The organism is Bradyrhizobium sp. B039 (assembly GCF_038965675.1).
Lineage (GTDB): Bacteria > Pseudomonadota > Alphaproteobacteria > Rhizobiales > Xanthobacteraceae > Bradyrhizobium > Bradyrhizobium diazoefficiens.
The window spans coordinates 8041307-8068184 of record NZ_CP152416.1 but is presented as its reverse complement, the minus strand read 5'-3'; the positions used below and the strand labels follow the sequence as shown (position 1 = coordinate 8068184).

The window sequence follows — 26878 nt, the reverse complement described above, 5'->3', positions numbered from 1 at the left end:
TTCAGCTCGAGGTCGGTCGAGCCGCGATTGCGGTCATCTCGAGCTTGACGCCTGAACCGAGATCGGCCACGCTGACGACGGCGCGTGCCGGCAGATGGGCTTCGGCAAAGTGCGCTTTCCAGGCCGCATTGAACGCAGCCTTCTCGCCGAGATTCGTAACGAAGACGGTCACCTGCAATACGTTGGCCAGGTCGGATCCAAGAGTCTTCAGCAGACGCGACAATTGGCCAAGCACGTCGTTTGCCTGACCTGACATGTCGAGGCTCGTGTCCTCGGCGACGATTCCGCCGATGTAAAGCACGCCTCCATGCTCGACCACTTCGTGGAGCAATCCTTCGTATGGCAAGATGCGTTTGATCATGATGAGACTGATGCTCCTGTGGGGAAAGACGTGAGATGTCCGCGCGTTCTAATCACCAAGGCGTAGAACTTGAGTCGGGGACGGACGGCGGGCATTTTCAGCGCCTGATCTAGCCCTTCGGCCGCAGCACGAGGTCGACCAGATTGCGCGCGTAAGCCGGCGTGATCGGCGCGATGCCGAAGACGTAGCGATAGAACAGGCCGCCATAGATCGCGTCGTAGAGGTCCTCGGGCGCCCCCTCGGCCAGGACGCTGCCGTCCTTCTGGCCTGCGGCGATCATCTCCACCAGCGCGTCGCGGCGGAATTGCAGGTAGCGTGCGTAGAACAGCTCCGCCGAGCCGGTCTTGGAGATGCATTCGGAGATGACGGCGAGCTGCACCTTGCCGAACTCGCCCTGGAGCGCCTCGGCATAGGCCGCGGCATGGCGGCGTGCGCGTGCCGCGGGCGTGCCGGAGCTCACCGGGGGCAGCGGCAGCATCTGCGCGGCATGGTGGAGAAAGGCGTCGATCAGCAGCGCCTCGCGCGACGGCCACCATTTGTAGATCGTCATCTTGGAGACGCTGGAGTGGCGCGCGACCGCGTCGATGGTGGTGGCGGCAAGGCCGGTCGCGGCCATCAGCGCATAGGCGCTTTCGAGGATGGCGTTGGTGGTCTCGATCGACCGCGGCCGGCCGCGCCGGGGCGCGCTGTCAGCCTCTTCACCCCCGCCTTTCGCCATCGCCACGCCCGGTCTCCTCACGCAGAGTCCCTCCGCATAGCGCAGCCACAGGTCTCGGCCTAGCAGAATCGCACGATTATGTTGTCAGGTCTGCTGCCGCAAGGCCGCAGGCAGGTCCTGCCGCTTCGACCAGGTGATGTAATAGGCGACCGCGGTCATCGCGGCGAAGCCAACGATGCTCACCGCGACCTGCATCGCCACCAGGTTCGGCCCGGTGATCAGGATGAGATGGCCGGCGAAGGAGAGGAACACCGCGACGCAGAACACCGCGAGCCATTCCTCGCCGCATATGATCACCGCCTGAAGCGGCCGCCATTTCAGGCCGGGATGATCGGCCGGAATGAGATGGGTTGCGATGAACGCGAGCGCGAGGAAGTGGACCACGCGATAGGGCGCGAGGTTTTCCTTGTCGGTCGGCGCGATGCTGTTGAGCAGCAGGTCCGGCAAATAGGCGGACAGTGCCGGCGAGTGGCGCATCAGGGTGACGGCCATCGCGAAGACGAGATAGGCGCCCGCGAGGATCCGCAACCAGGACATTCCGTGGAGCGCACGGCCGGGTGCGCCAGTCACGGCGAACCAGCCGCCCAGCACCATCAGCATCTGCCAGCACAGCGGATTGAAGGTCCACTCCTGGTCCGGATAGACCCGGAAATTCCAGTCGAACCAGCGCGCCGCGACGTACAGCGCGACCGATGCCGCCAGCGTCAGGTTCGGTCCTCGCAGCAGCCCCCACAGCACCAGCGGAAAGAACGCCATCAGCGGGATCATCAGTTGCAGCAGGTCGAGGTTCAGCGGCTCTTCCTGGAGCACCAGGCCGCGGACCAGGATTCGCAGAGGGTGCTCGAGAATGCCCGAGATGTTGTATTCGTGGATGATCTCCGGCGCCATCGATTGCGAGGCGACGTAGGCGATGGTGTCGATATAGATCACGAACAGCACGACATAGGCGGCGTAGAGCCGCCAGACGCGGCGAAAGATGCGTGTCGCCGCGACGACGTAGCCGCGCTCCAGCGCCATCCTGCCGTGGATGATGGCGACGCCATAGCCCACCACGAACACGAACAGGTCGGCGGCGCCGCTGAAGCCGAAATTGCGCAGCGTCAGCAGGTTGACGACGTTGTTCGGGATGTGGTCGACGAACACCGACCAGTTGGCGATGCCGAGCGTCAAATACAGCCTGGCGTCGTGATGGAATGCGGCGAGGTTCGCCTTGACGGACGGTTTCATGAGTAAAATAGCTTTGGGAATCAGGGTGATGCTTTTACCGGTAACCGCCTGCCTATCCGAGTAGCGTTTGCGTGAGGAGGGCCGGTTTGTCCCGACTGGCGAAAAATTACGCAGGGCGCGCCGGTGCGCTCGCGTGTCCGCCCTTGACCCGCCTGGCACGCAATTTTTGCAAAGACGATCTGCTTCGCAGCAGCTCGCGCTTCCGAAGCCGGCGACCTCTGGCGGTGTGAGATTCGCAGTCCGCGCGCCCGGACCGTTACTCGGCAGGTTCAGCCGATGCCTCGTCGGAGACGCTGGTCCTACTCGCCATGATTCCGAGTGCGACGCCGGCGATCGCCAGGATCGGCAACAGTCGCCTGACCCCGATGGCGCGAACGATCTGGAGTCCCGTGGCGAGCAGCATGGGATCGGCCAGCATGCTCGCGGCCGCCGACTTCGCGGCGCGCTCGGCCGCGATTTGGGCGCGCTTCTGCACCTCGCGCTTGTAGCCCCAATAGGTGCCCGCGGCGGTGAGCGTCAGCAGGAAGAAGATGCCGGCGCCGGCGAGGCAGGCCTGCACCGGGCCGTACTTATCCAGCACCGAGATGAACGCGGCCGCGCAAAGAAAGCACGTCGTGATGAAGAGCGCGAATGCGGCGGCTGCGGCGAGCGATGTCAGACGGACCGTCGTCCCGGTCGAGGCGCTGATGCCGTCGATAATGCGCTGAAACATGCCCTTGCTCCTCAATCCCCCCACAAGCCTGAGGCGGCGGCCGCGCGCCGCCGCGATCCCAGGGTAAGTCCCGCGCTTTACCGGCGCCAGGCGGCGCCGATCAGGAAGCCGATGCCGAGCGCGATACCGACGGTCGCGAGCGGCCGCGCGGTGATGGCGTCTTCCAGCGTCTCCTCGATCGAGCCATAGGCATCCTGCGCCGCGCCCATCATCGCGCTGCTGCGCTCGGACATGTCGTCGAGTGTCGAATCCATGTTCTCGCGCGCTTGCTTGTAGCCGCGCCGGGCCTGCTTTCCGGCCGAATTGGCGAAGGTATTGAGCGCGTCGGTTATCTGGTCGGTGAGGGCGGCGATATCGTTTTTCACGGCTGCTACATCCTTCTCGAGGCGTTCTGCGGTGGCTTTGTCGATCCAGTCTCTCATCCTGGTTTCGCCGTCGGCTATTGACATCGCAAACTCCGAACTGTTGGCGGTGAGATGGGCGGAAAACGTTTCGTCGTGACGGAAGTTCCGTTCGCGGGAGCCCGTCACGCCTGCGGGAGCTGCGGCGAATTCTCCGGCAACAGATGCTCCTTAAGGATGAGCCCCACGATCAGGAGTGGCGACGACAGAAACGCGCCCATTGGTCCCCACAGCCAGGTCCAGAAGGCCAGCGCGATGAAGACGGCGAGTGCGTTCAGCGACAACCTGCGACCGATGATGGTCGGCGTGACGAAGTGTCCCTCCAGGAAGGTGATGCCGCCGAAGGCGAGCCCCGCCATCAGTCCGCCGCCCAGCGTCGGGAAGGCGACGAGCCCCACCACGATCAGGACGATGAACATCGCGATCGGTCCTATGATCGGGATGAAGTTGAGCGCCGCCGCAAGTGCGCCGAGCCCGGCCGGATTTGGCATGCCGGTGATCGCGCAGATAATGCCGGTCGCGACGCCCACGCCGATATTGATGACGGTGACGGTCAACAGGTAGTTGCCGAGGTGAACCTCGATCTCGTTGAGAATCCGCAGCGTGCGCAGCCGCGCGTCGCGGTCGCCGAAATTCATGATCAGCGCCCGCCGCAGGTCGCGCCAGCTCGCGATGAACAGGATCAGGGTGGCGAAGAACAGCAGGAATTCGGCGAAGGTGGGCGAGAGGAATTCCAGCGTCGGCTGGACCCATTCGGCCTTCGGCAGCGGCAGGCTTGGCAGCCCCTCTGAGCCGCCGACCATGGTTTGCAGCTCCTTCCAGAGCGCCAGCGGCCGGTCGAAAACGTGCAGCTTCTCCTTCAACTGCGCGCCCAGCTCCGGCAGGCGCGAACTCCATTCCATTGCGGGCACGGCAATCAGCGCGACGACGAAGGCGACCACCGTCGTCACCGCGGTCACGATCAGCACGGCGCCAAGCGCGCGCGGCACGCCCCGCCGTTCCAGAAAGCTTGCGGCCGGCGAGAGCATGGTACCGGCGACGACAGCCATCACCACCGGAAGGAAGAACGCCTTGGCGAAATACAGCACCCCGATCACGGCGATCAGGAGCAGGCCGGCGAGGGCGTAGGCGACGAACTCGGTGCGGCGAATGACCGGCGGCAGCTCGCTATGGCTGTCGGGGAGTGGGGCGCCTTCGCCGTTGCCGGAAATCAGACGTTCACTGGGAAGGACGCGCACAATTTCTCTCCCGCACGGAGGTGTCCGGGCGCCCATTGGTCATCAGGAAACGCCGGAGGGGTGCTGCGGTTCCATCGCGGCTTCGTGAAGTTGCGCTCGCTTGACTGTGACGTCGACGCCGCAGAAGGCGGCGGAACTTGAGTCGGCCCGGCTGCGTTTGTTGGCAAGCCGCATCACCTGAGATGCACGCACCCAATGGGGCAGCACATGACAAAGGTCTCTTTAGTCCGTCGCAGCTTCTCGCCGCGCGCCGCCGCCGCTTTTGCCTTCGCAACCGCTCTGCTCGCGGTGTCCTTCGGCAGCGCAAATGCGCAGACGCTGGGCTATGCGCCGATGCAACCGCGGGCGTATCCGATGCAACCGCAAGCGTATCAACAAGGTCCAAGCTATTCGCAGGGCTATGTCAGCGAGCCCGCGCAGACGGCCGACGAGGATGCCCAGTTGCCCGATCGGCTACGCAAGCAGGTCGTCAGCTTCGACCGCAGCGAGCCGGCCGGCACGATCGTGATCGATACCGGCAATACATACCTCTATTACGTGCTCGGCAACGGCCGGGCGATCCGCTACGGCGTCGGCGTCGGCCGCGAGGGCTTCACCTGGTCGGGCGTCCAGAGCATCAGCCGCAAGGCGGAATGGCCGGACTGGCATCCGCCGGCCGAGATGATCGCGCGTCAGCCCTATCTGCCGCGCTTCGTCGCCGGCGGTCCCGGCAATCCGCTCGGTGCGCGCGCGATGTATCTGGGCTCGAGCGAATACCGCATCCACGGCACCAACGATCCCACCACCATCGGCAAGTTCGTCTCTTCCGGCTGCATCCGCATGACCAACGAAGACGTCACCGATCTGTTCAGCCGCGTCAATATCGGCGCCAGGGTCGTGGTGCTGCCGAAGAACGCGCCGCTGATGGCGAAGGGCGGCGACAGGGGGAGTGATTCTTGGCGCAAGCGCCCCGCGGCGACGACGCTGCCCTCGGGCCGGCAGGCCCTGAACATCTCGACGTCGGCCGTGAACTGAGAGTTGGGTGAGATCACATGAAGAGACGTTCGATCAGCAAACTGGCCGGTGGCGCCGCGGCGTTCTTCGCCGCCGCATCTTTCGGCCTCGCGCTGACGCCGGCGCATGCGGAGGATTTCTTCTCGGCGCTGTTCGGTGGCTTCCGGATGCGCCCGCCGCCGGAGATCCGGATGCCGTTTCCCAATGACGACATGCCGCGCTACGACACGCCGCGGCAGCGGGCGTCCTATGGCGGCGGCGCCGCCTATTGCGTCCGCGGCTGCGATGGCCGTTACTTCCCGGCGCAAGGAAACGATGCCGAGAGCAAGGCGCAGTCCTGCAAGAGCTTCTGCCCGACCTCGGAAACATCGCTGGTCTATGGCAGCAACATCGACGACGCCACGACCGAGGGCGGAAAATCCTATTCCGATCTGCCGAACGCGTTCCGCTATCGCAACGAGATCGTGTCGGGTTGCACCTGCAACGGCAAGGATCCGGTCGGCCTCGCCCAGATCAAGGTCGAGGACGACCCCACCCTGCGCAAGGGTGACATCGTCGCGGGCGCCGATGGCCTAGTGGTCGCCAGCCGCAACGCTGGCGATCGCCGCGGAGTCGCGATGAACTTCTCCCCGCTGCCGGACTCGGTCCGCGCCAGATTCCGCCAGGTGCCGGTGGTGGCGAAGGAGTAGCCCCTGTCGTCCTGGCGAAAGCCAGGACCCATTACCCCGAATGCGAGTTTGGCGGCACGCAGATAACCACCAGCCTGCCCATTGCGGTGGCCGGTGATTATGGGTCCTGGCTTTCGCCAGGACGACATCTCGCGTGATGCAATGCCCGTGCCCCAATCTCCGCTGTCGTCCCCGACAAGCGCGCCCAAAGCGCGCGTAGATCCGGGATCCATAGCCACAGGGCGTGGTTTGGCGAAGACTCGGAGTTGCCAGCTCGCATCCTAACTTCTCCTTGTGGCTGGGTCCCGGCCCCCCCGTGCGCGATTGCGACTAGGCCGGCACGACACCGAAGGAGCGGCTACGGCTTTCTCTCCAACCCGCAGCCCTACGCCGCGCGGATCTTGCCCAGGAAGTCGCTGACCTGCTGGCCGAGCTGGCGGCTCTGCGTCTCCAGCGTTTCCGACGCCTGCTTGACGTTGTCAGCGGCGCCGGCGGCGGTGTCGGCGTCGGCCTTCACGCCGGTGATGTTGTCGGAGACGTTCTTGGTGCCCTGCGCTGCATATTGCGTGCTGCGAGTGATCTCCTGCGTCGCCGCACCCTGCTCCTGAACGGCGGCGGCGATGGCGGTGGCGACCTCGTTGACCTCGCCGATGATGCCGCCGATGGCCTGGATCGCGTTGATGGCGTCGCCCGCGACCTTCTGGATGTCGGCGATCTGCCCGGAGATTTCTTCGGTCGCCTTCGCCGTCTGGCTCGCCAGCGACTTCACCTCGGATGCGACCACGGCAAAGCCGCGGCCGGCCTCGCCGGCACGTGCGGCCTCGATCGTGGCATTGAGCGCCAGCAAATTGGTCTGCGCCGCGATGGTGTTGATCAGCCCGACGACCTCGCCGATCCGCCCTGCGGACTGCGCCAGCCCCTGAACGGTGCCGTCGGTCTCGCGGGCCTGGTTGACGGCCCGGCTGGCGATGCCGGCGGCATGGGCCGCCTGCTGGCTGATGTCGTTGATCGAGGCTGAGAGCTCCTCGGCGGCCGCCGCGACACTGTCCACGCTGGTGGAGGCGTCGTTGGACGCCTTGCCGGCGACCTCGACGCGCTCATTGGTCTGGCGCGACACCGCGGAAAGGTCGCCCGCGGTCTTGCGCATCTCGCCGGAGGCCTCGCTCAGCTCGCCCAGCGACTTGCGCACCACGCCCTCAAACTCGCCGACATAGCTCTCCATCGCGCGCTGGCGCGCGGCGGCGCCGGCGTTGCGCTCGCGCTCCTGCTCCTCGATCTTGAGCTTGTCGATCGCCTGCTGCCTGAACGTCTCCAGCGCTCCCGCAAGCGAGCCGATCTCGTCGTGACGGTCGAGATAGCCGCTGTCGACGGCAAGGTCACCGCCGGCGACCTTGAGCATGGCGTCGCGAATCCGGTGCAACGGCGTGATCACACGGCGGCTGACCGCGAGCATCGCGGCGCCGGTCAGGACGATCGCGGCGAGGAGCAGGGCGGTATTGACGATCAGCGATTGCACCGCGGTCGCGCGCTGGGCCGCGGAATGGTCCTTGGCCGCCTCGAGCGCGGCGTCGGCGAGCTTGATCGCGCTCGCCATACGGCCAACCGAATAGGGGCTCCACTGGTTCGCCGTCATCGACGGTTTCTCGCCCTTGGCGACCGCGGCAATGATGCCGTCGCGCGTGGTGGCGTATTGCGGATCGAAATAAACCGCCTTGGCGTTCGCCATGGCCGCGGCGAGCGCCGGCGGCAATTGCATGCCGACCGTGGCGAGCTCGATCGCATTCCAGGCCGTATCGGTGCCGCCAACGAATTTGGTATAGGCGAGCTGAAGCTCGGGCGTGATCTTGCCGGTGCCGAGCGCGTTGCCGACGATCAGCGAGGACTCGCCGGCACTCAGGCGCAAGAGCCAGGCCATCTGCTTGATCATCAGGAGCTGGTCGATGACCGCGTCCTGATGATTGACGCTCGCGCCGAGCACCGGCACCAGCTTTTCGAGGATTGCCATCAGTCCATCCTCGGCGTCGGTATATTCCTTGGCGAGTGCTGCGCGGCGCGAAGCCTTGGGCTTGGCGACTTCGGTCCAGAATTCCGCCTGCTTCTCAAGCAACACCTTGTTCAGCCGGCCGAGGTCCGACACCATCGTCTCGCCCTGCGGCAAGTCGATGGAGGGAAGAATCTCGGTGGCGCGCGCCAGCGCCGGCATCAGGATGTCGCGGATTCCGCGGATATATCTTTCGATGTCCTGGTCCAACTGGACGTCCGAGGTGAGCTGGCGGCTGCTGGTCGAACGATCGGCACGGATGTTCGCCATCGCCTTGAACACTTCTGCCGATGCGGCCGAGACCGCGACGATCCGGTTGGCGGCTTGCAGCCGGCCCCATGAGCTCCATGCGCTGATCGAGAAGCCGATCACGACGACGAATGCGGTGGACAGGATTACCGCCTTCAGCAGTGCGGATACGGTCAGGCGGTTGAGCATCGGACACCCCGGTACGCGTTTCGAAGTTCGTGGCCCCGAACGGCAGCCCCCACGAACTTCGAAGGACCAAAGGGTTGCACGTGACAGAAGCACCTGCCTTGCGGCAGACGCTTGAGGCGCATTTGGCCCGAAAAGGGTAAAAACTTAGACAGTGGTGCTGCCGTAAAATTACTAGGGCATTGAGGGTTGGCACCCACCATCGTCGTCCTGGCGAAAGCCAGGACGACATAGGGGTGCGTGGTCGGCCACGCGCCTATGAAGCCTAAGCCGCGCGGATCTTGCCAAGGAAGCCGGTGACGTCCTCGCCGAGCTGTCGGCTCTGGCTCTCCAGCGTCTCGGAGGCGTGTTTGACGTTGTCCGCGGCGGCTGCGGCGGCATCCGCATCGGCTCTGACGCCGGTGATGTTGTCGGAGACGTTCCTGGTGCCCTGCGCCGCAAATTGCGTGCTGCGGGTGATCTCCTGCGTCGCCGCACCCTGCTCCTGCACGGCGGCCGCGATCGCGGTCGCGACCTCGTTCACCTCGCCGATGATGCCGCCGATGGTCTGGATTGCGTTGATGGCGTCGCCGGCCACCCGCTGGATGTCGGCGATCTGCTCGGAGATTTCCTCGGTGGCCTTGGCCGTCTGGCTCGCCAGCGACTTCACCTCGGAGGCGACCACGGCAAAGCCGCGGCCGGCTTCGCCGGCGCGCGCCGCCTCGATCGTGGCGTTGAGCGCCAGCAAATTGGTCTGCGCCGCAATGGTGTTGATGAGGCCGACGACCTCGCCGATGCGTCCGGCGGATTTTGCCAGGCCCTGCACGGTGCCGTCGGTTTCGCGCGCCTGGGTGACGGCGCGGCCGGCGATACCCGCGGCATGGGCCGCCTGCTGGCTGATGTCGTTGATCGAGGCCGAGAGCTCCTCGGCGGCGGCCGCCACGCTGTCGACGCTCATGGAGGCGTCGTTGGAGGCCTTGCCGGCGATCTGCACGCGGTCGTTGGTCTGGCGCGACACCGCGGACAGATCGCCCGAGGTCTTGCGCATCTTGCCGGAGGCCTCGCTCAATTCGCCGAGCGTCTTGCGCACCGCGCCCTCGAACTCGCCGACATAGACCTCGATCGCGCGCTGGCGGGCCGAAGCGCCCGCATTGCGCGCGCGCTCCTGCTCCTCGATCTTGAGTTTGTCGGTCGCTTGCTGCTTGAACGCCTCCAGCGCGCCGGCGAGCGCGCCGATCTCGTCCTTGCGGTCGAGATAGCCGCTGTCCACGGCAAGGTCGCCGCCGGCGACCTTTAGCATGGCATCGCGCATGGTGTTGAGCGGATGGATGACGCGGCGGTTGACCAGCATGATGGCACCGACGGCGAGGCCGACGGCGAGCGCCAGAAGTGCGAGCTGCATGACGAGTGCGCGTTGAGCTGCGGAGCGCTGTTCCAGCGTATGGTTCTTGGCGGCATCGAGAGCGGCTTCCGCCACCGCGACCGCGCTGGAGAGACGGCCGACGGTGACCGGGCTCCACTGGTTGGCGGTCATCTCGGCTTTCTCACCCTTGACCAGCGTGTCCGCGAGACGGTCTCGCAGCGCGAGATATTGCGGCTCGAAATAGGCGGTCTTCGCCGCGGCCAGGGCGGAGGCAAGCGCCGGCGGCAACTGCATGCCCGAGGTCGTCAATTCCAGCGCCTTCCACATCGCCGACGTGCCGCCGACATATTGGGTGTAGTTGTACCGGGCTTCGGGGGTGATCTTGCCGGCGGCAAGACCGGTCGAGACGATCAGCGAGGCTTCGCCCGCGGTGTTGCGCAGCAGCCAGGCATTCTGCTTGATCGACAGCAGCTGGTCGATCACGGCGTCCTGGTGGTTGACGGTGGCGGCGAGGACGTTCGAGAGCTTGTCGAGCGTCTCGAGCAGGTCCTGCGTCGTCTCCATGTATTCCTTCGGCAGGCCCGCGCGGCGCTGGTCCTTGGGCTTGGCCACGTCCTCCCAGAACTGCTTCTGCTCCTCGATCAGCAGCTTGTTGAGGCGCGCGAGCTCCGGCACCAGCGTGCCTGATTGCGAGAAGTCGATGCTCGGCAGCAGCTCCAGCGCACGTGCCATCGCTGGCATCTGCGCATCGCGCAGCGCACGCAAATACTTCTCGATCTCGGAATCCATCGGCTCGGTCGCGTTCAGGAGCCGGTTGGTGGTCGAGCGGTCGGTGCGCAGATTGTGCATCGCCTTGAACAGATCGGCGGAAGCGTCGGCGATCTGCGAAATGCGGTTGGCGGTCTTGAGGCGATCCCAGGATTCATAGGCGGTGAGCGAGAGCGCGATCACCACACAGACCGACGTGATCGCGATCACCGCCTTCAGCAGCGCGGATACGGTCAGACGATTGAGCATCGAAGTCCCCCCAAATTCCCATTGCAAATTTCGTGAAGACGCCCGGCAACATCGGCAAACGGGGGCGCGGCAGATCGGCAATCGCACGCCGTTTGCGCTTCAGGGGCTCAAACGGTTTCTGCATCTGAAAGGAAAAGGGTAAAGTTTTAGGCAGCCGGCCTGCCGGTAGAAGTACGCATTTACTAGAAGTTGCAATGGGTTGCCCGGGTGGAACCGTCGCGCGAGACAGGCGTTAGGTTATCGTTAGCAATCTGCCTGAAGGGGGCCTCGCGATGCTGGTCGGCGTACTCGTCACCTTTCTCGTCGTCATTCTCGTGCTCTATCTCATCAACATGTTGCCGATGGACGGCCGCGCCAAGCAGATCGCGCGCGTGGTCGTCATCATCATCGGTGTGGTGTCGCTGTTGAAATATCTCACGGTATTCTAGCGGACGCGTCGCTACGATGCTTCGAAATGGAAAGCCCCGGCGAAAGCCGGGGCTTGGTCTGCGTTCCCGAGCACGCTAGTGCAGCGTCTTGAGCCAGTCGTCGACGTCCTGACGAACCTGGTCCTTGGCCTTGCCGTAACGTTCCTGCAGCCGGCCTTCGAGCTGCTCGCGACGGCCCTCGATCAGTTTGAGGTCGTCGTCGGTGAGCTTGGCCCACTTCTCCTTGGCCGATCCCTTGAACTGCTTCCAGTTTCCTTCGATGCGGTTCCAGTCCATGACCATCTCCCGTTGGTTGATGGCCCGACAACGCGAGCGGTGCGCAGCCGTTCCTCCTCGCGCCGCGACGTTTCGCCCAACAAAAAAGCCCCGGCTCGCGCCGGGGCTTTTGACATTTCGGTGACCGGGCTTAGCCCGCCGCCTTCGCCTCGCGGCGGCGCGCGGTGAGGATGTACTCGGTGTAGCCGTTCGGCTGCTCGCGGCCCTTGAAGATCAGGTCGCAGGCGGCCTTGAAGGCGACGCCGTCGAAGGCGGGCGCCATCGGCTTGTAGATCGCATCGCCTGCGTTCTGCTTGTCGACGACGACGGCCATGCGCTTCAGCGATTCCATCACCTGCGCCTCGGTGATCACGCCCTGGTGCAGCCAGTTGGCGAGGTGCTGGCTGGAGATGCGCAAGGTGGCGCGGTCTTCCATCAGGCCGACGTCGTGGATGTCGGGCACCTTGGAGCAGCCGACGCCCTGGTCGATCCAGCGCACGACATAGCCGAGGATGCCCTGGCAGTTGTTGTCGATCTCCTGCTTGACGTCGTCGGGCGCCCAGTTCGACTTCGACACCGGAATGGTGAGGATGTCGGACAGCTTCGCGCGCGGTCCGCCCTTGGTCAGTTCCTCCTGGCGCGCGATGACGTTGACCTGGTGGTAGTGCAGCGCGTGCAGCGTCGCGGCGGTCGGCGAGGGGACCCAGGCGGTGGTGGCGCCGGCCTGCGGATGGGCGAGCTTCTGCGCAAGCATGTCCGCCATCTTGTCGGGCGCGGCCCACATGCCCTTGCCGATCTGGGCGTGGCCGGGAAGGCCGTCGATCAGGCCCATGTCGACGTTCCAGTCCTCGTAGGCCTTGATCCAGGCCTGCGCCTTCATCTCGTTCTTGCGGATCATGGGGCCCGCTTCCATCGAGGTGTGGATCTCGTCGCCGGTGCGGTCGAGGAAGCCGGTGTTGATGAACATGATGCGCTTGGAGGCGCGCTGGATGCAGGCCTTGAGGTTGACGGTGGTGCGCCGCTCCTCGTCCATGATGCCGACCTTGAGCGTATTCTCCGGCAGGCCGAGCATCTTCTCGACGCGGTCGAAAATCTCGCACGTGAACGACACCTCGTCCGGGCCGTGCATCTTCGGCTTGACGATATAGGCAGATCCCGTGCGGCTGTTCTTGACCTTCGAATTGCCCTTGAGGTCGTGGATCGCAAGCAGGCCGGAGACGGCGGCGTCGAGCAGGCCCTCCGGGACCTCCTCGCCCCTTTCGTCCAGCACCGCGTCGGTAAACATGTGGTGACCGCAATTGCGCATCAGCAGCAGGCTGCGGCCGTGCAATTTCACCTCGCCCTTGCCGTCCGGCGTCTTGTAGCTGCGGTCGGCGTTGAGCGAACGGGTCAGCGTCTTGCCGCCCTTCTCGAAGTCGGCCGAGAGCGTGCCATTCATCAGGCCGAGCGTGTTGCGGTAGACCAGCACCTTGTCCTCGGCGTCGACCGCGGCAACCGAGTCCTCCATGTCGAGAATGGTCGAGACCGCGGCCTCCATGACCATGTCGGCGACGCCGGCGGGATCGTCCTTGCCGATCGCGCTGTTGCGGTTGATCGTCACCTCGACATGCAGGCCGTTGTTGACGAGCAGCACCGCGCTCGGCGCGGCCGCATCGCCCTGGAAGCCGGCGAACTGCGCGGCGTTCTTCAGCGCGGTCGCATTGCCGCTCTTCAGCTTCACCGCGAGCTGGCCCGCGACGATGCTGTAGGCGGTGACGTCGGTGTGGCTGCCGGTCGCGAGCGGCACGGCGGCGTCGAGGAAGGCCTTGGCCTTCGCGATCACTTTGTCGCCGCGCGCCTTGTTGTAACCCTTGCCGCTCTCGGACGGATCGTGCGGGATCGCGTCGGTGCCGTAGAAGGCGTCATAGAGCGAGCCCCAGCGTGCGTTCGCCGCGTTCAGCGCATAGCGCGCATTGGTGAGGGGGACGACGAGCTGCGGGCCGCAGATCTTGCCGATCTCCTCGTCCACATTGGCGGTCTCGACCTTCTGCGTCGCCGGCTCCGGGACGAGATAGCCGATCTCCTTCAGGAAGGCGGTATAGGCATTGAGGTCGAACGCCTTGCCCTTGTTGGCGCGATGCCAGTCGTCGATCTTGGCCTGTAGCGCGTCGCGCAACGCCAGCAGCGCCCGGTTCTTCGGCCCAAGGTCCTTGATGATGGCGGCAACCCCGGCCCAGAACGCATCCGGCGCGATCCCCGTTTTCGGGGCCGCTTCCTTGGCGATGAAGTCAAACAGAACAGGAGCGATCTTCAATCCGTGGGCGTCGACGCGTTTCATGATGGGCTTTCTTGTTGGAAATGGCTGTTTTTTGGCTGCTTTTGACCCGACAGCAGCAAAATGCGCCCACAGGGGGCGGCTTTCGGGACCTATTAGCCCCAAAATCGGGGCGGTGAGAAGACCCCTGGGGGGTTGTCAAAATGTCAAGAAGCGGTGGGCGGGCCGGCTCGTTTTACAAACGCTTGAGCCCGGCTGGGCGCCAAGCGCACAACTGCGCTCCCTCCCCCCTTGCGGGGGAGGGCGGGGGAGAGGGGAAGCCCAGGTCGGCGAGAAGAACTTTCGCCCGCTGGAGGGAGTCCCTGTGTGGACCCCTCTCCCTAGCCCTCCCCCGCAAGGGGGGGAGGGAACGCGGGAGAGCGTGGAGACAGAGCGCGGCGTCTCGTGGAAAGCACTCGCCTCAAATATTCGCGGCGAGATCCACGACTTCGTCGAACAGCACGCCGGTGGTCTTCAGCATCTGCTCAATCTCGTCGGCGGCTTCAGTGACCGTCCGTGTCGACGTGTCGATCACGAGCTCGGCCGCTTGCGGCGTCTCGTAGTCGTTGCCGATGCCGGTGAACGACGCCAGCGCGCCGGCGCGGGCCTTCTTGTAATGGCCCTTCGGATCGCGCTCCTCGCAGACGCCGGCCGGTGTCGCGACGTGGATCTCGCGGAACGCGGTGTCGGCAATGCGGCGCGCGGTGGCGCGGTCCTCGCGGGCGGGCGAGACGGCGGCGACGATCGCGATGTGGCCGTTGCGGGCGAGATGCGTCGCGACCTCGGCGAGACGGCGGATGTTCTCGCTGCGGTCGGACGCGGAGAAGCCGAGATCGTTGTTGAGTCCAGCCCGCAGCGTGTCGCCGTCGAGCAGGATCGGCGAGCCGCCATTGGTGAACAGCCGCCGCTCCAGCGCCTTCGCCAGCGTCGACTTGCCGGAGGCCGGCAGGCCGGTGAGCCAGACCACGGCGCCGTTGTGCTGATAGCGCGCAGAGCGCTCGTCGGGGCGGAGCGCCGATTCCACCGGCACGATGTCGACCGGCACGGCGCGCTGGCCGGCATCGACCGACAGCACGAGACCGCCGCCGGCGATGCGCCCGGAGACCTCGATCACCAGACGTCCGGTGCGCGGATTCTCGGTGTAGGGATCGGTGGCGATCGGATTCGAAAAAGAGATGTCGATCTCGCCCACATGGTTGCGGCCGATCGCCTTGTTCTCGACGCTCGACAATTCGCCCGGGTCGACCGCCTTCTCGATCGCCACCACGGTGGCGCGGCTTTCCTTCGGCCCGCAGCGGACCAGGAGCTGGTCGCCCTTGGCCAGCGGCTTGTCGTGCAGCCAGAAGATGCGCGCGCGCAAGCGGCGCGTCTCGCGCGGGGCACTGCCCGCATGCGCGACGATGTCGCCGCGCTCGATGAACAATTCGCGGTCGAGCGTGATGCCGACCGAGCGGCCCGCGCCCTGCCGTCCGGCAATCGGCGTCGCCGGCCAGCTCTCGACCGTCTTGATCTTGGCGATCTTGCCGGCCGGCATGATCACAATCTCATCCCCGGCAACCAGGCTGCCGGATTCGATGCGGCCCGCCACGATGCGGCGGTCGTCGAACTTGTAGATCGCCTGCACCGGCAGCCGCAGCGCCAGCGCTTCCAGCGGGCGCGCCGGCTCGAGCTGGTCCAGCGCCTCGACCACGGTCGGTCCCTTGTACCAGCCGATGCGGTCGGTGCGCGTCGCGACGCCATCACCGTCGCGTGCGGAGATCGGGATCACGGCCGTCGGCGTCACGCCGAGGCCGTTGAGATGCGCGGAAATCTCGTCGCTGATCGCCTGGAAGCGATCGGCGGAGAAATCCACGCGGTCCATCTTGTTGACGACGATCGCAACCTGCTTCACGCCGAGCAGATGCAGGAGATAGCCGTGCCGCCTTGTCTGGTCGCGCACGCCCTCGAGCGCGTCGATGATCAGCACCGCGCCGTCGGCCTGCGAGGCGCCGGTGATCATGTTGCGCAGGAATTCGGCATGGCCGGGCGCGTCGATCAGCACGATGTCGCGCGAATTGGTGCGGAAGCGGATCTGCGTGGTGTCGATGGTGATGCCCTGGTCGCGCTCGGTCTGGAGCGCGTCGAGCAGAAACGACCATTCGAACGGCATGCCGCGCCGCGCGCTGACGGCTTTCAGCATCTCCAGCTTGCCGTCGGGCAGGCTGCCGGTCTCGTGCAGGAGGCGGCCGACCAGCGTCGACTTGCCGTGGTCGACATGGCCCACGATGACGATGCGGACCTGCGGGCGCGTGGTGCCGTTCGGGGTCGCGGGCGAAGCGGGGGTGACGATCATGTTCATGGCCGCGTTGCGTCCTGAGGTCAGAGATAGCCGGCGACGCGCAGACGCTCGAAGGCGTCTTCGGTCTCGTGGTCGAGCGCGCGTCCCGCGCGCTCCGGCACCTTGGTCTGCTCGAGCTCGACCAGGATCTCGTCGATGGTCGACGCAGTCGAGTGCACCGGGTTGGTGATATCCTGATCGCCCAGCGAGCGGTAGCGCTTGCCGTTCTGCGACAGATAGAGCGGGATGATCGGGATGTTCTCGCGCTTGGTGTAGGCCCAGATGTCGGCTTCGGTCCAATGCAGGATCGGATGGATGCGCAAATGCGCGCCCTGCGGCGGCGAGGCGTTGAAATGATCCCAGAACTCGGGCGGCTGGTCGCGCACGTCCCAATTGCCTTCGAGACCGCGCGGCGAGAACACGCGCTCCTTGGCGCGGGTGGCCTCCTCGTCGCGGCGGATGCCGGCGATCAGGCCGTCGAAGCCGTATTTGCCGAGTGCCATCTTGAGGCCTTCGGTCTTGCGCGCGGCGGAACGGGCGGCCGGCGGCAGCGTTGGGTCGACGGCATCGATGGGCGGGCAGGGCTCGACCCGCAGGTCGAGATCCCACTCCTTCCCGTAATGATCGCGGAAGCGATACATCTCCGGAAACTTCTTGCCGGTGTCGACATGGAGGGCCGGGAACGGCATGCGGCCGAAGAACGCCTTGCGCGCCAGCCAGATCATGACATTGGAGTCCTTGCCGAGCGACCACAGCAGGGCGATCTTCTTCAGACGGGCAAAGGCCTCGCGGAAAATGTAGATGCTCTGCGCCTCGAGCTGGTCCAGATGGTCCATGCTGGGCGCAACATCAGCAGAAAATTCTTGCGAGCCCGAGCGCCTGGTGAGGGCGGGGCTGCTCACTCCGACAGCTGCGGAATCGTCCTTGAGAAGATGCATCTCTGCCACTTTGCGTTTGGAGGCGAAAATTCTATAGTTGCAGCGCAGGAGAGAAGAAAAAATTTTCTCTTTGCGCGCTTGAAACGACACATATATAGAAAATAATTCCAGTCAACCCCGGATGTGGGGGAAGCGAGTATCGTATGCGGTTCTTGCCGGTGTTCCTCGATCTCAAGGCCGGTCCGGTGGTCCTCATCGGTGCGGGTGAGCTTTTGCGCGCCAAGCTGCGCGTGCTCACTGCGGCCGGTGCGCGCATCCGCGTGCACGCGATCGACGGCAATCAGGACATGGGCCTTAGCTCCGAGCACGCGGCGCGCGTCGACATCGCGACCGGCGATCCGCTCACCGCCGACCTCTCAGGCGTCATCGCGATCGTCTGCGCCGGGGCGGGCGATGTCGGCGTTGCGATGTCGGCGCGGGCGAAGGCGCTCGGCCTGCCGGTCAACGTCATGGACGATCTCGAGCATTCCAGCTTCATCTTCCCGGCCATCGTCGATCGCGGCGATGTCGTGGTCGCGGTCGGCACCGGCGGCACCTCTCCGGTGGTGGCGCGACGCGTGCGCGAGAAGATCGAGGCGCTGCTGCCCGCGCGCATCGGCGAGCTCGCCGAGTTCATCGGCGGCTTCCGCAAATCCATCAACGAGCGCATTGCCGAGTTTCCGCTGCGCCGCCGCTTCTGGGAGCGCGTCATCGACGGCCCGATCGGTGGTGCCGTGCTCGCCGGCCGTAAGGGCGAGGCGGACGCGGCGCTCAAGGCCATTGCCGATCCCGCCGCGTTCGCCCGTGCCGACAAGCCGGAAGGCTCCGTTGCGCTGGTCGGCGCCGGCCCGGGCGATCCCGATCTTCTCACTATCAAGGCGCTGCGCGCGCTCCAGGACGCCGACATCGTCTTCCATGACGAGCTGGTCTCGCCCGAAATCCTCGATCGCATCCGCCGCGACACGACGCGCGTTGCGGTCGGCCGCCGCGTCGGCAAGCCCGGCATCGGCCAGGACGCCATCAACACGCGCATGATCGAGGCCGCGCAGTCAGGTCAGCGCGTGGTGCGGCTGAAGGGCGGCGATCCCTTCGTGTTCGGCCGCGGCGGCGAAGAGGTCGAAGCGTTGCGCTCGGCGGGCGTTGCCTATTCGATCATTCCCGGCATCACCGCCGGGCTCGGCGGCGCCGCCGATTTCGAGGTGCCGCTCACCTATCGTCATGAAGCGACCCGCATCACCTTCCTCACCGCGCACAAGGCGCGCGATGCGGAAGCCGTGGACTGGTCGACGCTCACCGACACCAAGATGACCGTCGTGGTCTATATGGGCATGACCGCGGCGCCGGCCGTGCGCGCAGGCCTGTTCGCCGCGGGGCGTTCGCCCGAAACGCCGGTCGGTGTGTTCGCCCGCGTCACGCGGCCCGATGCGCAGGGCGCCATCGGCACGCTGCGCGACCTGCCCGAGCTCGTGCGGCGGATCCATGGCGGTCCTGCCATCCTCATCATCGGCGACGTGGTCCGGCATGCCGGCTCGCTTCGCCGCCAGACACCCAAGCAAATCATCTCCGACCTATTGGATGCTGCCGAATGACCTCTCCTCTGCAACAAAAGCTTAAAATTACGGGTCCCTCCGTTGTGACCGCCAACCGCACCTGGGACGGCGTCGTCGTCTATCGCACGGCTGCCAGGGGCTGGTCCGTGGAACTGACGGATGCCGCGATCGTGCGAAACTCGGACGAAGCGAAAGCGTTGCTCGCCGAGGCCGTGGCCGATGACGTCGGCGCGATCGGCCCCTATATCGCGCCGGTGCAGGTCGACGAGGCCGGCAAGATCCTGCCGGGTAATCTGCGTGAGCAGATTCGCCGCGATGGCGTGACGATCGGCTTGCCCGTCTGAATGTTGGCAGAGCTGTAAGGCATTCTTCATGTACGCTTACGACGAAATCGACCGCACGCTGGTCAACGAGCGCGTCTCGGAATTCCGCGACCAGGTGCAGCGCCGTCTCTCGGGCGAGCTCACCGAAGACGAATTCAAGATGCTGCGCTTGCAGAACGGCGTCTATCTGCAACTCCACGCCTACATGTTTCGCGTCGCGATTCCCTACGGCACGCTGGCGTCGAACCAGTTGCGGGCGCTTGCCCATGTCGCGCGCAAATACGACCGCGGCTACGGCCATTTTACCACGCGCCAGAACATCCAGTTCAACTGGATCAAGCTGTCGGACCTGCCGGACGCGCTGGCCGATCTCGCCGAGGTCGGCATCCACGCGATGCAGACCTCCGGCAACAACATGCGCAACGTCACCTCGGACCAGTGGGCCGGCGTCGCGCCCGGTGAGATCGAGGATCCCCGCATCTGGTCGGAGCTGATCCGCCAGCACACCACGCTGCATCCGGAATTCTCGTTCCTGCCGCGCAAGTTCAAGATCGCGATCACCGCGTCGGACCACGACCGTGCCGCGATCAAGGTTCACGATATCGGACTGCGCCTGATCAAGAACGAGAAGGGCGAAACCGGCTTCGAGGTCCTGGTCGGCGGCGGTCTCGGCCGTACGCCGTTCATCGGCAAGACCATCAAGCACTTCGTGCACGGCCGCGATCTCCTGAGCTACATCGAGGCCATCCTGCGCGTCTACAATCAGTACGGACGCCGCGACAACATCTACAAGGCCCGGATCAAGATCCTGGTGCACGAGCTCGGCATCGAGAAGTTCTCCCGCGAGGTCGAGGACGAGTGGCAGCACATCCGCAACTCCTCGCTCCAGATCGACGACGAGGTGATCGAGGACATCCGCTCGCGCTTCATCTATCCGGCGTACGAGAAGCTGCCGCACATGCCGGACGAGCTGCGGCAGGCCGCGGCCGACCCCGAGTTCGAGGCGTGGCGCAAGAACTCCGTCGCCCCGCACAAGAACCCGGGCTATTCCATCGTCACGATCTCGCTGAAGCCGATCGGCGCGCCTCCGGGTGATGCCACCGCCGAGCAGATGGATGCGCTCGCCGATCTCGCCGACAGATATTCGTTCGGCGAAATCCGCGTCGGTCACGAGCAGAACTTGGCGCTGCCGCATGTCGCCAAGCGCGACCTGCCGGCGCTGTGGAAGGCGCTCGACAAGCTTGGGCTGGCGACGCCCAACGTCAACCTGATCACCGACATCATCGCCTGCCCGGGCCTCGACTATTGCTCGCTGGCGAATGCGCGCTCGATCCCGATCGCGCAGGAGCTGACGCGGCGCTTCGCCAATCACGAGCTGGCCAATTTGATCGGCCGGCTCCACATCAACATCTCCGGCTGCATCAATGCCTGCGGCCACCACCATGTCGGCCATATCGGCATTCTCGGCGTCGAGAAGAACGGCGAGGAGGTCTATCAGATCACCATCGGCGGCCGCGCCGACGAGGGCGCCGCGCTCGGCAATCTGATCGGCCCCGGCGTCAAGTTCGACGAGGTCGCCGACGTCGTCGAGGACATCGTGGAAGCCTATCTCGCGCTGCGCGAGCGCCCGGAGGAGCTGTTCATCGACACGGTGAAGCGCCTTGGCGTCGAACCCTTCAAGGAGCGTGTCTATGCCACTCGTTAATGGCGGAAAAATCGTCGACGACAGCTTCGTCAAGCTGGCGGTCGACACGCCGCTGCCGGAGGGCGGCGACATCCTGGTGCCGGCCGAGCGTTTCGTCGGTGAGGCCGATGCGTTGCTCAAGCGTGCCGGCAAGGTCGGCGTGATCTGGCCGAACAATCGCGACATCGACGAGCTCGTGCCGTATCTCGGCAAGGTCGCCGCCGTTGCGCTGGTGTTCCCGAGCTTCCGCGACGGACGCGCCTACAGTCAGGCGCGTCTGCTGCGCGAGCGCTACAACTATCGCGGCGAGCTGCGTGCCACCGGGCAGGTGCTGCGCGACCAGTTCGTGTTCATGCTGCGTGCGGGCTTCGATTCCTTCGAGGTCAAGAAGCAGGCCGACGCGGAAGCCTTCATGCAGACCGCAAAGCGCTATTCGGTGTTCTACCAGCCGACCGGCGACGGCCGGATCACGGCGCTGCACCGGCGCATGCAGTTGCGTCATTCAGAAGGTGTCGGCACGTGAACGCAATCGCGCCTCAGGTATCTCCGGTGTCCGTTTCCGCGCTGCCCTCGGCCGCGGAACTCGATCGCGCCTTGCGCGATGCCTCGCCCGCAGAGGTCATCGCCGCGGCCCTGAAGGCGGTCGGCCGCGACAAGCTTGCGCTGGTGTCGTCCTTCGGCACGGAATCGGCGACGCTTCTGAAGGTGATGGCGGACGTCGATCCGTCGATCCCCGTGATCTTCCTCGACACCGGCTGGCTGTTCGAGGAGACGCTCGCCTATCGCGACATGCTGATCGCGACGCTGGGGCTCAAGGACGTCCGCTCGATCAAGCCGGCGGAGGAGACGCTGTCGCGCGAGGATCCCGATCGCGACCTCTGGTTCTCCGATCCCGACGCCTGCTGCCGCATCCGCAAGGTGGAGCCGCTGGCGCGCGCGCTGAAGCCGTTCGATGCCTGGATCAATGGCCGCAAGCGCTTCCAGGGCAATGCGCGGGCCGACATTCCGGTGGTCGAGGACGACGGCGCGCGGTTGAAGTTCAACCCCTTCGCCAACGTTTCGCGCGAGGAACTCGAGGCGATTTTCGTCCGCGCCAAATTGCCGCGTCATCCACTGGCCGCCTCCGGTTTCCTGTCGGTTGGGTGTATGCCTTGCACCAGCAGAACGGCCGAAGGCGAGGATGCGCGCGCCGGTCGCTGGCGCGGCCGGGCCAAGACAGAATGCGGCATCCACACGATGAAGACTTCGTAGCACAGTCAGGCTGCGACGCCGCGAACAAGAAAATCCGGTTCCGTTGACTTAGGAGCGGTTTGTCCCGAGTTATGCCCGTGTGCCATCGGCGACATCGACGTCGCTGAGGTGAATGGAGATGGACATGATGCGCCGTATCGTTCTGCTCGCGGCAGGCCTCCTGGCGACAGGCTTCTTGGCAAGCTCGGCTCTCGCTGCTGACATCAATCTTTTGAACGTGTCGTACGATCCGACGCGCGAGCTCTATGGCGAGTTCAACAAGGCGTTCGTGAACGCCTATCAGAAGGAAACCGGCAAGAGCGTCGAGATCAAGCAGTCGCATGGCGGCAGCGGATCGCAGGCGCGCGCGGTGATCGACGGATTGCAGGCCGATGTGGTGACGCTCGCGCTCGCCTATGACATCAATGCGATCGCGAGCAAGGGCCTCATTACGGCCGACTGGCAGAAGCGTCTGCCGCAGAATTCATCACCCTACACGTCCACCATCGTGTTCCTGGTGCGCAAGGGCAATCCGAAGGGCATCAAGGACTGGGACGACCTGCTCAAGCCGGGCGTCGCCGTGATCACGCCCAATCCGAAGACGTCGGGCGGCGCGCGCTGGAATTATCTGGCGGCCTGGGGCTTTGCGCAAAAGAAATACGGATCAACCGACAAGGCCAAGGACTTCGTCGGAAAGCTCTACCAGCAGGTGCCGGTGCTCGATACCGGCGCGCGCGGCGCCACCGTGACCTTCGTCGAGCGCGGCGTCGGCGACGTGCTGCTCGCCTGGGAGAACGAGGCCTATCTCGCGCTCAAGGAATTCGGTCCGGAAAAATTCGAGATCGTGGCGCCGCCGCTATCGATCCTGGCCGAGCCGCCGGTCGCGATCGTCGACAAGGTTGCCGACAAAAAAGGCACCCGCAACGCCGCCGATGCCTACCTTCAGTACTGGTACACCAGAGAAGGCCAGGAGATCGCCGCGCGCAATTTCTACCGTCCGCGCGATGCCGCGATCGCCAAAAAGTATGAAAACTCGTTCGCCAAGGTCGAGCTGTTCACGATCGACGACGTTTTCGGCGGCTGGACCAAGGCGCAGAAGGAACATTTTGCCGACGGCGGCATTTTCGATCAGATCTACAAGAACTGATCGGGCGCTGTCTTAGGAGGCTGTAGCAGGGGGCCTGGTGAGCGCAGTTGTAGCAGCACGACGCCGGACATTGCCGGGCTTCGGTCTCACCATGGGGCTGACGCTTTCCTGGCTATCCATCATCATCCTGATTCCACTCGCCGGCCTGTTCCTGAAATCGCTCGAGCTGAGCCCCGAGCAGTTCTGGAACATCCTCTCCAGCCGCCGCACCCTGAATGCGCTGCGGGTCTCGTTTGGGCTCGCCTTCGCGGCGGCCTGCGTCAATCTGGTCATGGGCAGCATCATCGTCTGGGCGTTGGTGCGCTACCGGTTTCCCGGCCGGCGCCTGTTCGACGCCATCGTCGACGTGCCGTTCGCGCTGCCGACGGCAGTCGCCGGCGTCGCGCTGACCGCGCTGTTTGCCGAGAAGGGCTGGCTGGGCGCGCCGCTCGCCGCGCTCGGCATCAAGGTGGCGTTCACGCCGGTCGGCATCTTTGTCGCCATGATCTTCATCGGCATCCCCTTCGTGGTGCGCACCGTGCAGCCGGTGCTCCAGGATCTCGACCCCGAGATCGAGGAGGCCGCGGGCAGCCTGGGCGCGAGCCGCTGGCAGACCATCATCCGCGTGATCCTGCCCTCGCTCGCGCCGGCGCTGCTCACGGGCCTCGCGCTCGCCTTCGCCCGCGCGGTCGGTGAATACGGTTCGGTGATCTTCATCGCCGGCAATCTGCCGAACGTCTCCGAGATCGCGCCATTGCTGATCGTGATCCGGCTCTCCGAATTCCGCTACGCCGATGCGACCGCCATTGCGGTGGTCATGCTCGTCGTCTCCTTCGTCATTATCTTCGCCGTCAACCGGCTCCAGCGCTGGGCGCAGAGCCGGATCCCGGCGCGCTGAGGGCGGATGCGATGACGATGCAGATGGCAGATTCCGTCTCGCTCTCGGCCTCGGACGCCAGGGCGCGCGCGCATGCGGCCGCCGCGCAGGACAACCTTCGCACCGAACCGCGCGCGGTGCGCATCGCCATCATCACGCTGGCGGTGCTGTTCCTCTCCGTCTTCGTCGTGCTGCCGCTGGTCGTCGTGTTCGCGCAGGCGTTCTCGAGAGGCATTCTGGCCTATCTTTCCGCGCTCGCCGACCCGGAGGCGTTGTCAGCGATCAAGCTGACGCTGCTGGTCGCCGCGATCTCGGTCGGCCTCAATCTCGTATTCGGCCTCGTCGCCGCCTGGGCCATCGCCAAGTTCGAGTTCAACGGCAAGACCTTCCTGATCACGCTGATCGACCTGCCGTTCTCGGTGAGCCCGGTGATCTCGGGTCTCGTCTTCGTGCTGCTGTTCGGCGCGCAGGGCTATTTCGGCGGCTGGCTTAGGGATCACGACATCCAGATCCTGTTCGCTGTGCCCGGCATTGCGCTCGCGACCACCTTCGTGACCTTCCCCTTCGTGGCGCGCGCGCTGATCCCCCTGATGCAGGAGCAGGGCACGCAGGAAGAGGAAGCCGCGATCTCGCTCGGCGCCTCGGGCCTGCAAACCTTCTTCCGCGTCACGCTGCCGAACATCAAATGGGGCGTGCTCTACGGCGTCCTGCTCTGCAACGCGCGCGCGATGGGCGAGTTCGGTGCGGTGTCGGTCGTGTCGGGCCACATTCGCGGCGAGACCAACACCATGCCGCTGCTGGTCGAGATCCTCTACAACGAGTACCAGTTCGTCGCCGCATTCGCGATCGCCTCGCTGCTGGCGATGCTGGCGCTGATCACGCTGATCGCAAAAACCGTTCTCGAACGTCATCTGGACGAAGGACAGGACGCAAGTGACCATTGAAGTCAGGAATCTCGTCAAGAAGTTCGGCAGCTTTGCCGCCCTCGACGGCGTCAACCTCAAGGTCGACAATGGCGAGCTGCTGGCGCTGCTCGGGCCTTCGGGCTCCGGCAAGACCACGCTGCTGCGCATCATCGCCGGCCTCGACTGGCCCGACTCGGGCGAGGTCTCCTTCAACGGCGAGGACGCGCTGGCGCAGGGCGCGCGTGAGCGGCACGTCGGCTTCGTGTTCCAGCATTACGCACTGTTCCGCCACATGACGGTGTTCGAGAACGTCGCCTTCGGCCTGCGCGTGCAGCCGCGCGCGGTCCGGAAAGAGGAAGCCAGGATCCGCGCCCGGGTGAAGGAGCTGCTCGATCTCGTGCAGCTCGACTGGCTTGCCGACCGCTACCCGAGCCAGCTCTCCGGCGGCCAGCGCCAGCGCATCGCGCTCGCCCGCGCGCTCGCGATCGAGCCGCGCATCCTGTTGCTCGACGAGCCGTTCGGCGCGCTCGATGCGAAGGTGCGGAAAGAACTGCGCAAATGGCTGCGCTCGCTGCATCACGAGATCAACGTCACCTCGATCTTCGTCACCCACGACCAGGAGGAAGCGCTGGAAGTCGCCAACCGCGTCGTGGTGATGGACAAGGGCAGGATCGAGCAGATCGGCTCGCCCGAAGACGTCTATGAAAGCCCGGCGACTGCTTTTGTCCACGGCTTCATCGGCGAATCCATCGAGCTCCCGGTCAGGATTGACGACGGCGTGGTCCGGCTCGGCGAGCGGCCGCTCCGGCTTGCGGCGGACGGACTTGCGCCTGGCGCGTCGCGACTGTTCGTGCGGCGACATGACATGCTGGTCGGTCCGCCCGGCAGTGGCGCCTTCGAGGGCGCCGTGCGGCATGTCCGGAATTTCGGCCCGGTGCAGCGGGCCGAGGTGGCGCTGTTCGGCGGCGAAACCATCGAGATCGACGCTCCCCGCGACAAGGAACTCCGCGCCGGAGACAGGGTCGGCCTCGAGCCCCGCCGCTACCGGATATTCGCGGGTTAACGCCCCGTCATTCCGGGGCGCGCGTCAGCGCGAACCCGGAATCTCGAGATGATAGAGCGAGCTTCCGGGTTCAGTGCCGCGCACTGCCCCGGCATGATGGGCACGATTTTCCTCAAAATTCACCTTTCAGCCACGGTTGGTATGCAACAACGGCCCTTCATTTGGGGGCCCCGATTCATGCGCGCTGCGGCCGCAATACTCGTTACTTTGCTGCTCGCCGGCTGTGCCGGCAACGAAGCGCCGGTCCAGCAGCCGTCGATGTATGTCGATATGGCGGTCCCGGGCGCCAAGCTCGACGCGCCGGCGGCCGCGGTGATGATCTCGCAATACCGCCAGAACAATGGGCTCGGCACCGTCGTGATCGACCCCGACCTGATGCGGCTCGCCGAATCCCAGTCCCAGGCGATGGCGGCGGCCAACAAGATGGACCATGACGTTCGCGCGCCCCTGGCCAAGCGCCTCAGTGCCGGCGGCTATCCGGCCAGCGTGGCGGTCGAGAACGTCTCGGCCGGCTATCATACGTTGGCGGAAGCGTTTTCCGGCTGGCGCGACTCGCCCCCGCACCGGGCGAACATGCTCAAGAGCGGTGTCACAAAATTGGGCATCGCGGCGGGCTATGCTCCAGGCACCAAGTACAAGGTGTTCTGGACCATGATCCTGGCCTCGACGGATCCCCGATAAGCCAGACTTGATCCCGGGATGCATTGACGCCGCGGCGAACTGTCGCCACGGTCGCTCGCCATCTGCTATTGTTCCC

25 protein-coding genes are annotated in these 26878 nt (G+C 65.3%); 13 read left to right on the top strand and 12 right to left on the bottom strand.

Annotation, left to right across the window (positions count from 1 at the left end):
- Position 1 precedes the first annotated feature (1 nt).
- The 6 genes from AAFG50_RS37990 to AAFG50_RS37965 all read right to left on the bottom strand — a co-directional run bounded on the left by AAFG50_RS37990 (position 2) and on the right by AAFG50_RS37965 (position 4657).
- Positions 2-361, bottom strand: a complete 360-nt coding sequence (locus tag AAFG50_RS37990) for a RidA family protein (protein ID WP_049832489.1) — start codon at positions 359-361, stop codon at positions 2-4.
- A gap of 109 nt (positions 362-470) precedes the next feature.
- A complete protein-coding gene (locus AAFG50_RS37985) occupies positions 471-1079 on the bottom strand; it encodes a TetR/AcrR family transcriptional regulator (protein WP_039186837.1) in 609 nt (202 codons plus the stop codon).
- Between the two features lie 84 nt (positions 1080-1163).
- Positions 1164-2306 carry an OpgC domain-containing protein gene (locus tag AAFG50_RS37980; protein ID WP_028173487.1) on the bottom strand — a complete coding sequence of 381 codons (1143 nt, stop codon included), beginning with the start codon at positions 2304-2306 and terminating at the stop codon, positions 1164-1166.
- A 256-nt stretch (positions 2307-2562) separates the two neighbouring features.
- The gene (locus tag AAFG50_RS37975) at positions 2563-3018 is read right to left on the bottom strand and encodes a hypothetical protein (protein ID WP_028173486.1); all 456 of its coding nucleotides are present in this window, start codon (positions 3016-3018) and stop codon (positions 2563-2565) included.
- Positions 3019-3095: 77 nt separating this feature from the next.
- Positions 3096-3467 (bottom strand): DUF883 family protein, encoded by a 372-nt coding sequence (locus AAFG50_RS37970; protein WP_028173485.1) that lies wholly within the window; start codon positions 3465-3467, stop codon positions 3096-3098.
- A gap of 77 nt (positions 3468-3544) precedes the next feature.
- Positions 3545-4657 (bottom strand): AI-2E family transporter, encoded by a 1113-nt coding sequence (locus tag AAFG50_RS37965; protein ID WP_028173484.1) that lies wholly within the window; start codon positions 4655-4657, stop codon positions 3545-3547.
- A gap of 207 nt (positions 4658-4864) precedes the next feature.
- On the opposite strand from AAFG50_RS37965, the gene AAFG50_RS37960 reads away from it, so the two are divergent.
- Together AAFG50_RS37960 and AAFG50_RS37955 are read left to right on the top strand one after the other, a co-directional pair.
- Positions 4865-5671: a L,D-transpeptidase gene (locus AAFG50_RS37960; protein ID WP_028173483.1), complete on the top strand. Its 807-nt coding sequence runs from the start codon at positions 4865-4867 to the stop codon at positions 5669-5671.
- Positions 5672-5688: 17 nt separating this feature from the next.
- A complete protein-coding gene (locus tag AAFG50_RS37955) occupies positions 5689-6339 on the top strand; it encodes a DUF2865 domain-containing protein (RefSeq protein WP_028173482.1) in 651 nt (216 codons plus the stop codon).
- Between the two features lie 364 nt (positions 6340-6703).
- Here the strand turns inward: AAFG50_RS37955 and AAFG50_RS37950 are convergent, their stop codons facing one another.
- Positions 6704-8797 carry a methyl-accepting chemotaxis protein gene (locus AAFG50_RS37950; protein ID WP_028173481.1) on the bottom strand — a complete coding sequence of 698 codons (2094 nt, stop codon included), beginning with the start codon at positions 8795-8797 and terminating at the stop codon, positions 6704-6706.
- A 262-nt stretch (positions 8798-9059) separates the two neighbouring features.
- Positions 9060-11153, bottom strand: coding sequence for a HAMP domain-containing methyl-accepting chemotaxis protein (locus AAFG50_RS37945; protein ID WP_028173480.1), 2094 nt, complete (start codon positions 11151-11153; stop codon positions 9060-9062).
- Positions 11154-11425: 272 nt separating this feature from the next.
- On the opposite strand from AAFG50_RS37945, the gene AAFG50_RS37940 reads away from it, so the two are divergent.
- Positions 11426-11581 (top strand): Thivi_2564 family membrane protein, encoded by a 156-nt coding sequence (locus AAFG50_RS37940; RefSeq protein WP_011084288.1) that lies wholly within the window; start codon positions 11426-11428, stop codon positions 11579-11581.
- Positions 11582-11656: 75 nt separating this feature from the next.
- Here AAFG50_RS37940 and AAFG50_RS37935 read toward each other — a convergent pair whose 3' ends face one another.
- The 4 genes from AAFG50_RS37935 to cysD form a co-directional block, all read right to left on the bottom strand.
- Entirely contained in the window at positions 11657-11857 is a 201-nt protein-coding gene (locus AAFG50_RS37935; protein ID WP_027544225.1) for a CsbD family protein, read from the bottom strand.
- Positions 11858-11987: 130 nt separating this feature from the next.
- Complete coding sequence (locus AAFG50_RS37930) at positions 11988-14153, bottom strand: malate synthase G (RefSeq protein WP_011084290.1); 2166 nt, start codon at positions 14151-14153, stop codon at positions 11988-11990.
- Between the two features lie 397 nt (positions 14154-14550).
- Positions 14551-16467: an adenylyl-sulfate kinase gene (gene cysC, locus AAFG50_RS37925; protein ID WP_028173479.1), complete on the bottom strand. Its 1917-nt coding sequence runs from the start codon at positions 16465-16467 to the stop codon at positions 14551-14553.
- Positions 16468-16487: 20 nt separating this feature from the next.
- Positions 16488-17282 carry a sulfate adenylyltransferase subunit CysD gene (gene cysD / locus AAFG50_RS37920; protein ID WP_028173478.1) on the bottom strand — a complete coding sequence of 265 codons (795 nt, stop codon included), beginning with the start codon at positions 17280-17282 and terminating at the stop codon, positions 16488-16490.
- Positions 17283-17527: 245 nt separating this feature from the next.
- Between cysD and cysG the strand changes: the two genes are divergently transcribed.
- The 10 genes from cysG to AAFG50_RS37870 all read left to right on the top strand — a co-directional run bounded on the left by cysG (position 17528) and on the right by AAFG50_RS37870 (position 26802).
- Positions 17528-18952 (top strand): siroheme synthase CysG, encoded by a 1425-nt coding sequence (gene cysG, locus AAFG50_RS37915; protein ID WP_028173477.1) that lies wholly within the window; start codon positions 17528-17530, stop codon positions 18950-18952.
- Positions 18949-19257 (top strand): DUF2849 domain-containing protein, encoded by a 309-nt coding sequence (locus AAFG50_RS37910; RefSeq protein WP_011084294.1) that lies wholly within the window; start codon positions 18949-18951, stop codon positions 19255-19257. The genes cysG and AAFG50_RS37910 overlap by 4 nt, the downstream gene beginning before the upstream one ends.
- Positions 19258-19285: 28 nt before the next feature.
- Positions 19286-20941, top strand: a complete 1656-nt coding sequence (locus AAFG50_RS37905) for a nitrite/sulfite reductase (protein ID WP_028173476.1) — start codon at positions 19286-19288, stop codon at positions 20939-20941.
- Positions 20928-21443 (top strand): DUF934 domain-containing protein, encoded by a 516-nt coding sequence (locus AAFG50_RS37900; protein ID WP_011084296.1) that lies wholly within the window; start codon positions 20928-20930, stop codon positions 21441-21443. Before AAFG50_RS37905 ends, AAFG50_RS37900 begins: the two co-directional genes overlap by 14 nt.
- A complete protein-coding gene (locus AAFG50_RS37895) occupies positions 21440-22171 on the top strand; it encodes a phosphoadenylyl-sulfate reductase (protein ID WP_028173475.1) in 732 nt (243 codons plus the stop codon). Before AAFG50_RS37900 ends, AAFG50_RS37895 begins: the two co-directional genes overlap by 4 nt.
- A 124-nt stretch (positions 22172-22295) precedes the next feature.
- Positions 22296-23297 (top strand): sulfate ABC transporter substrate-binding protein, encoded by a 1002-nt coding sequence (locus tag AAFG50_RS37890; protein WP_028173474.1) that lies wholly within the window; start codon positions 22296-22298, stop codon positions 23295-23297.
- 91 nt (positions 23298-23388) lie between these two features.
- Positions 23389-24174 (top strand): sulfate ABC transporter permease subunit CysT, encoded by a 786-nt coding sequence (cysT, locus tag AAFG50_RS37885; protein WP_039186662.1) that lies wholly within the window; start codon positions 23389-23391, stop codon positions 24172-24174.
- 11 nt (positions 24175-24185) lie between these two features.
- Positions 24186-25097: a sulfate ABC transporter permease subunit CysW gene (gene cysW, locus AAFG50_RS37880; RefSeq protein WP_028173472.1), complete on the top strand. Its 912-nt coding sequence runs from the start codon at positions 24186-24188 to the stop codon at positions 25095-25097.
- A complete protein-coding gene (locus AAFG50_RS37875; protein ID WP_028173471.1) occupies positions 25087-26121 on the top strand; it encodes a sulfate ABC transporter ATP-binding protein in 1035 nt (344 codons plus the stop codon). Before cysW ends, AAFG50_RS37875 begins: the two co-directional genes overlap by 11 nt.
- 177 nt (positions 26122-26298) lie before the next feature.
- On the top strand, positions 26299-26802 hold the full coding sequence (locus AAFG50_RS37870; RefSeq protein WP_028173470.1) for a CAP domain-containing protein: 504 nt from the start codon (positions 26299-26301) through the stop codon (positions 26800-26802).
- Positions 26803-26878: the final 76 nt, after the last annotated feature.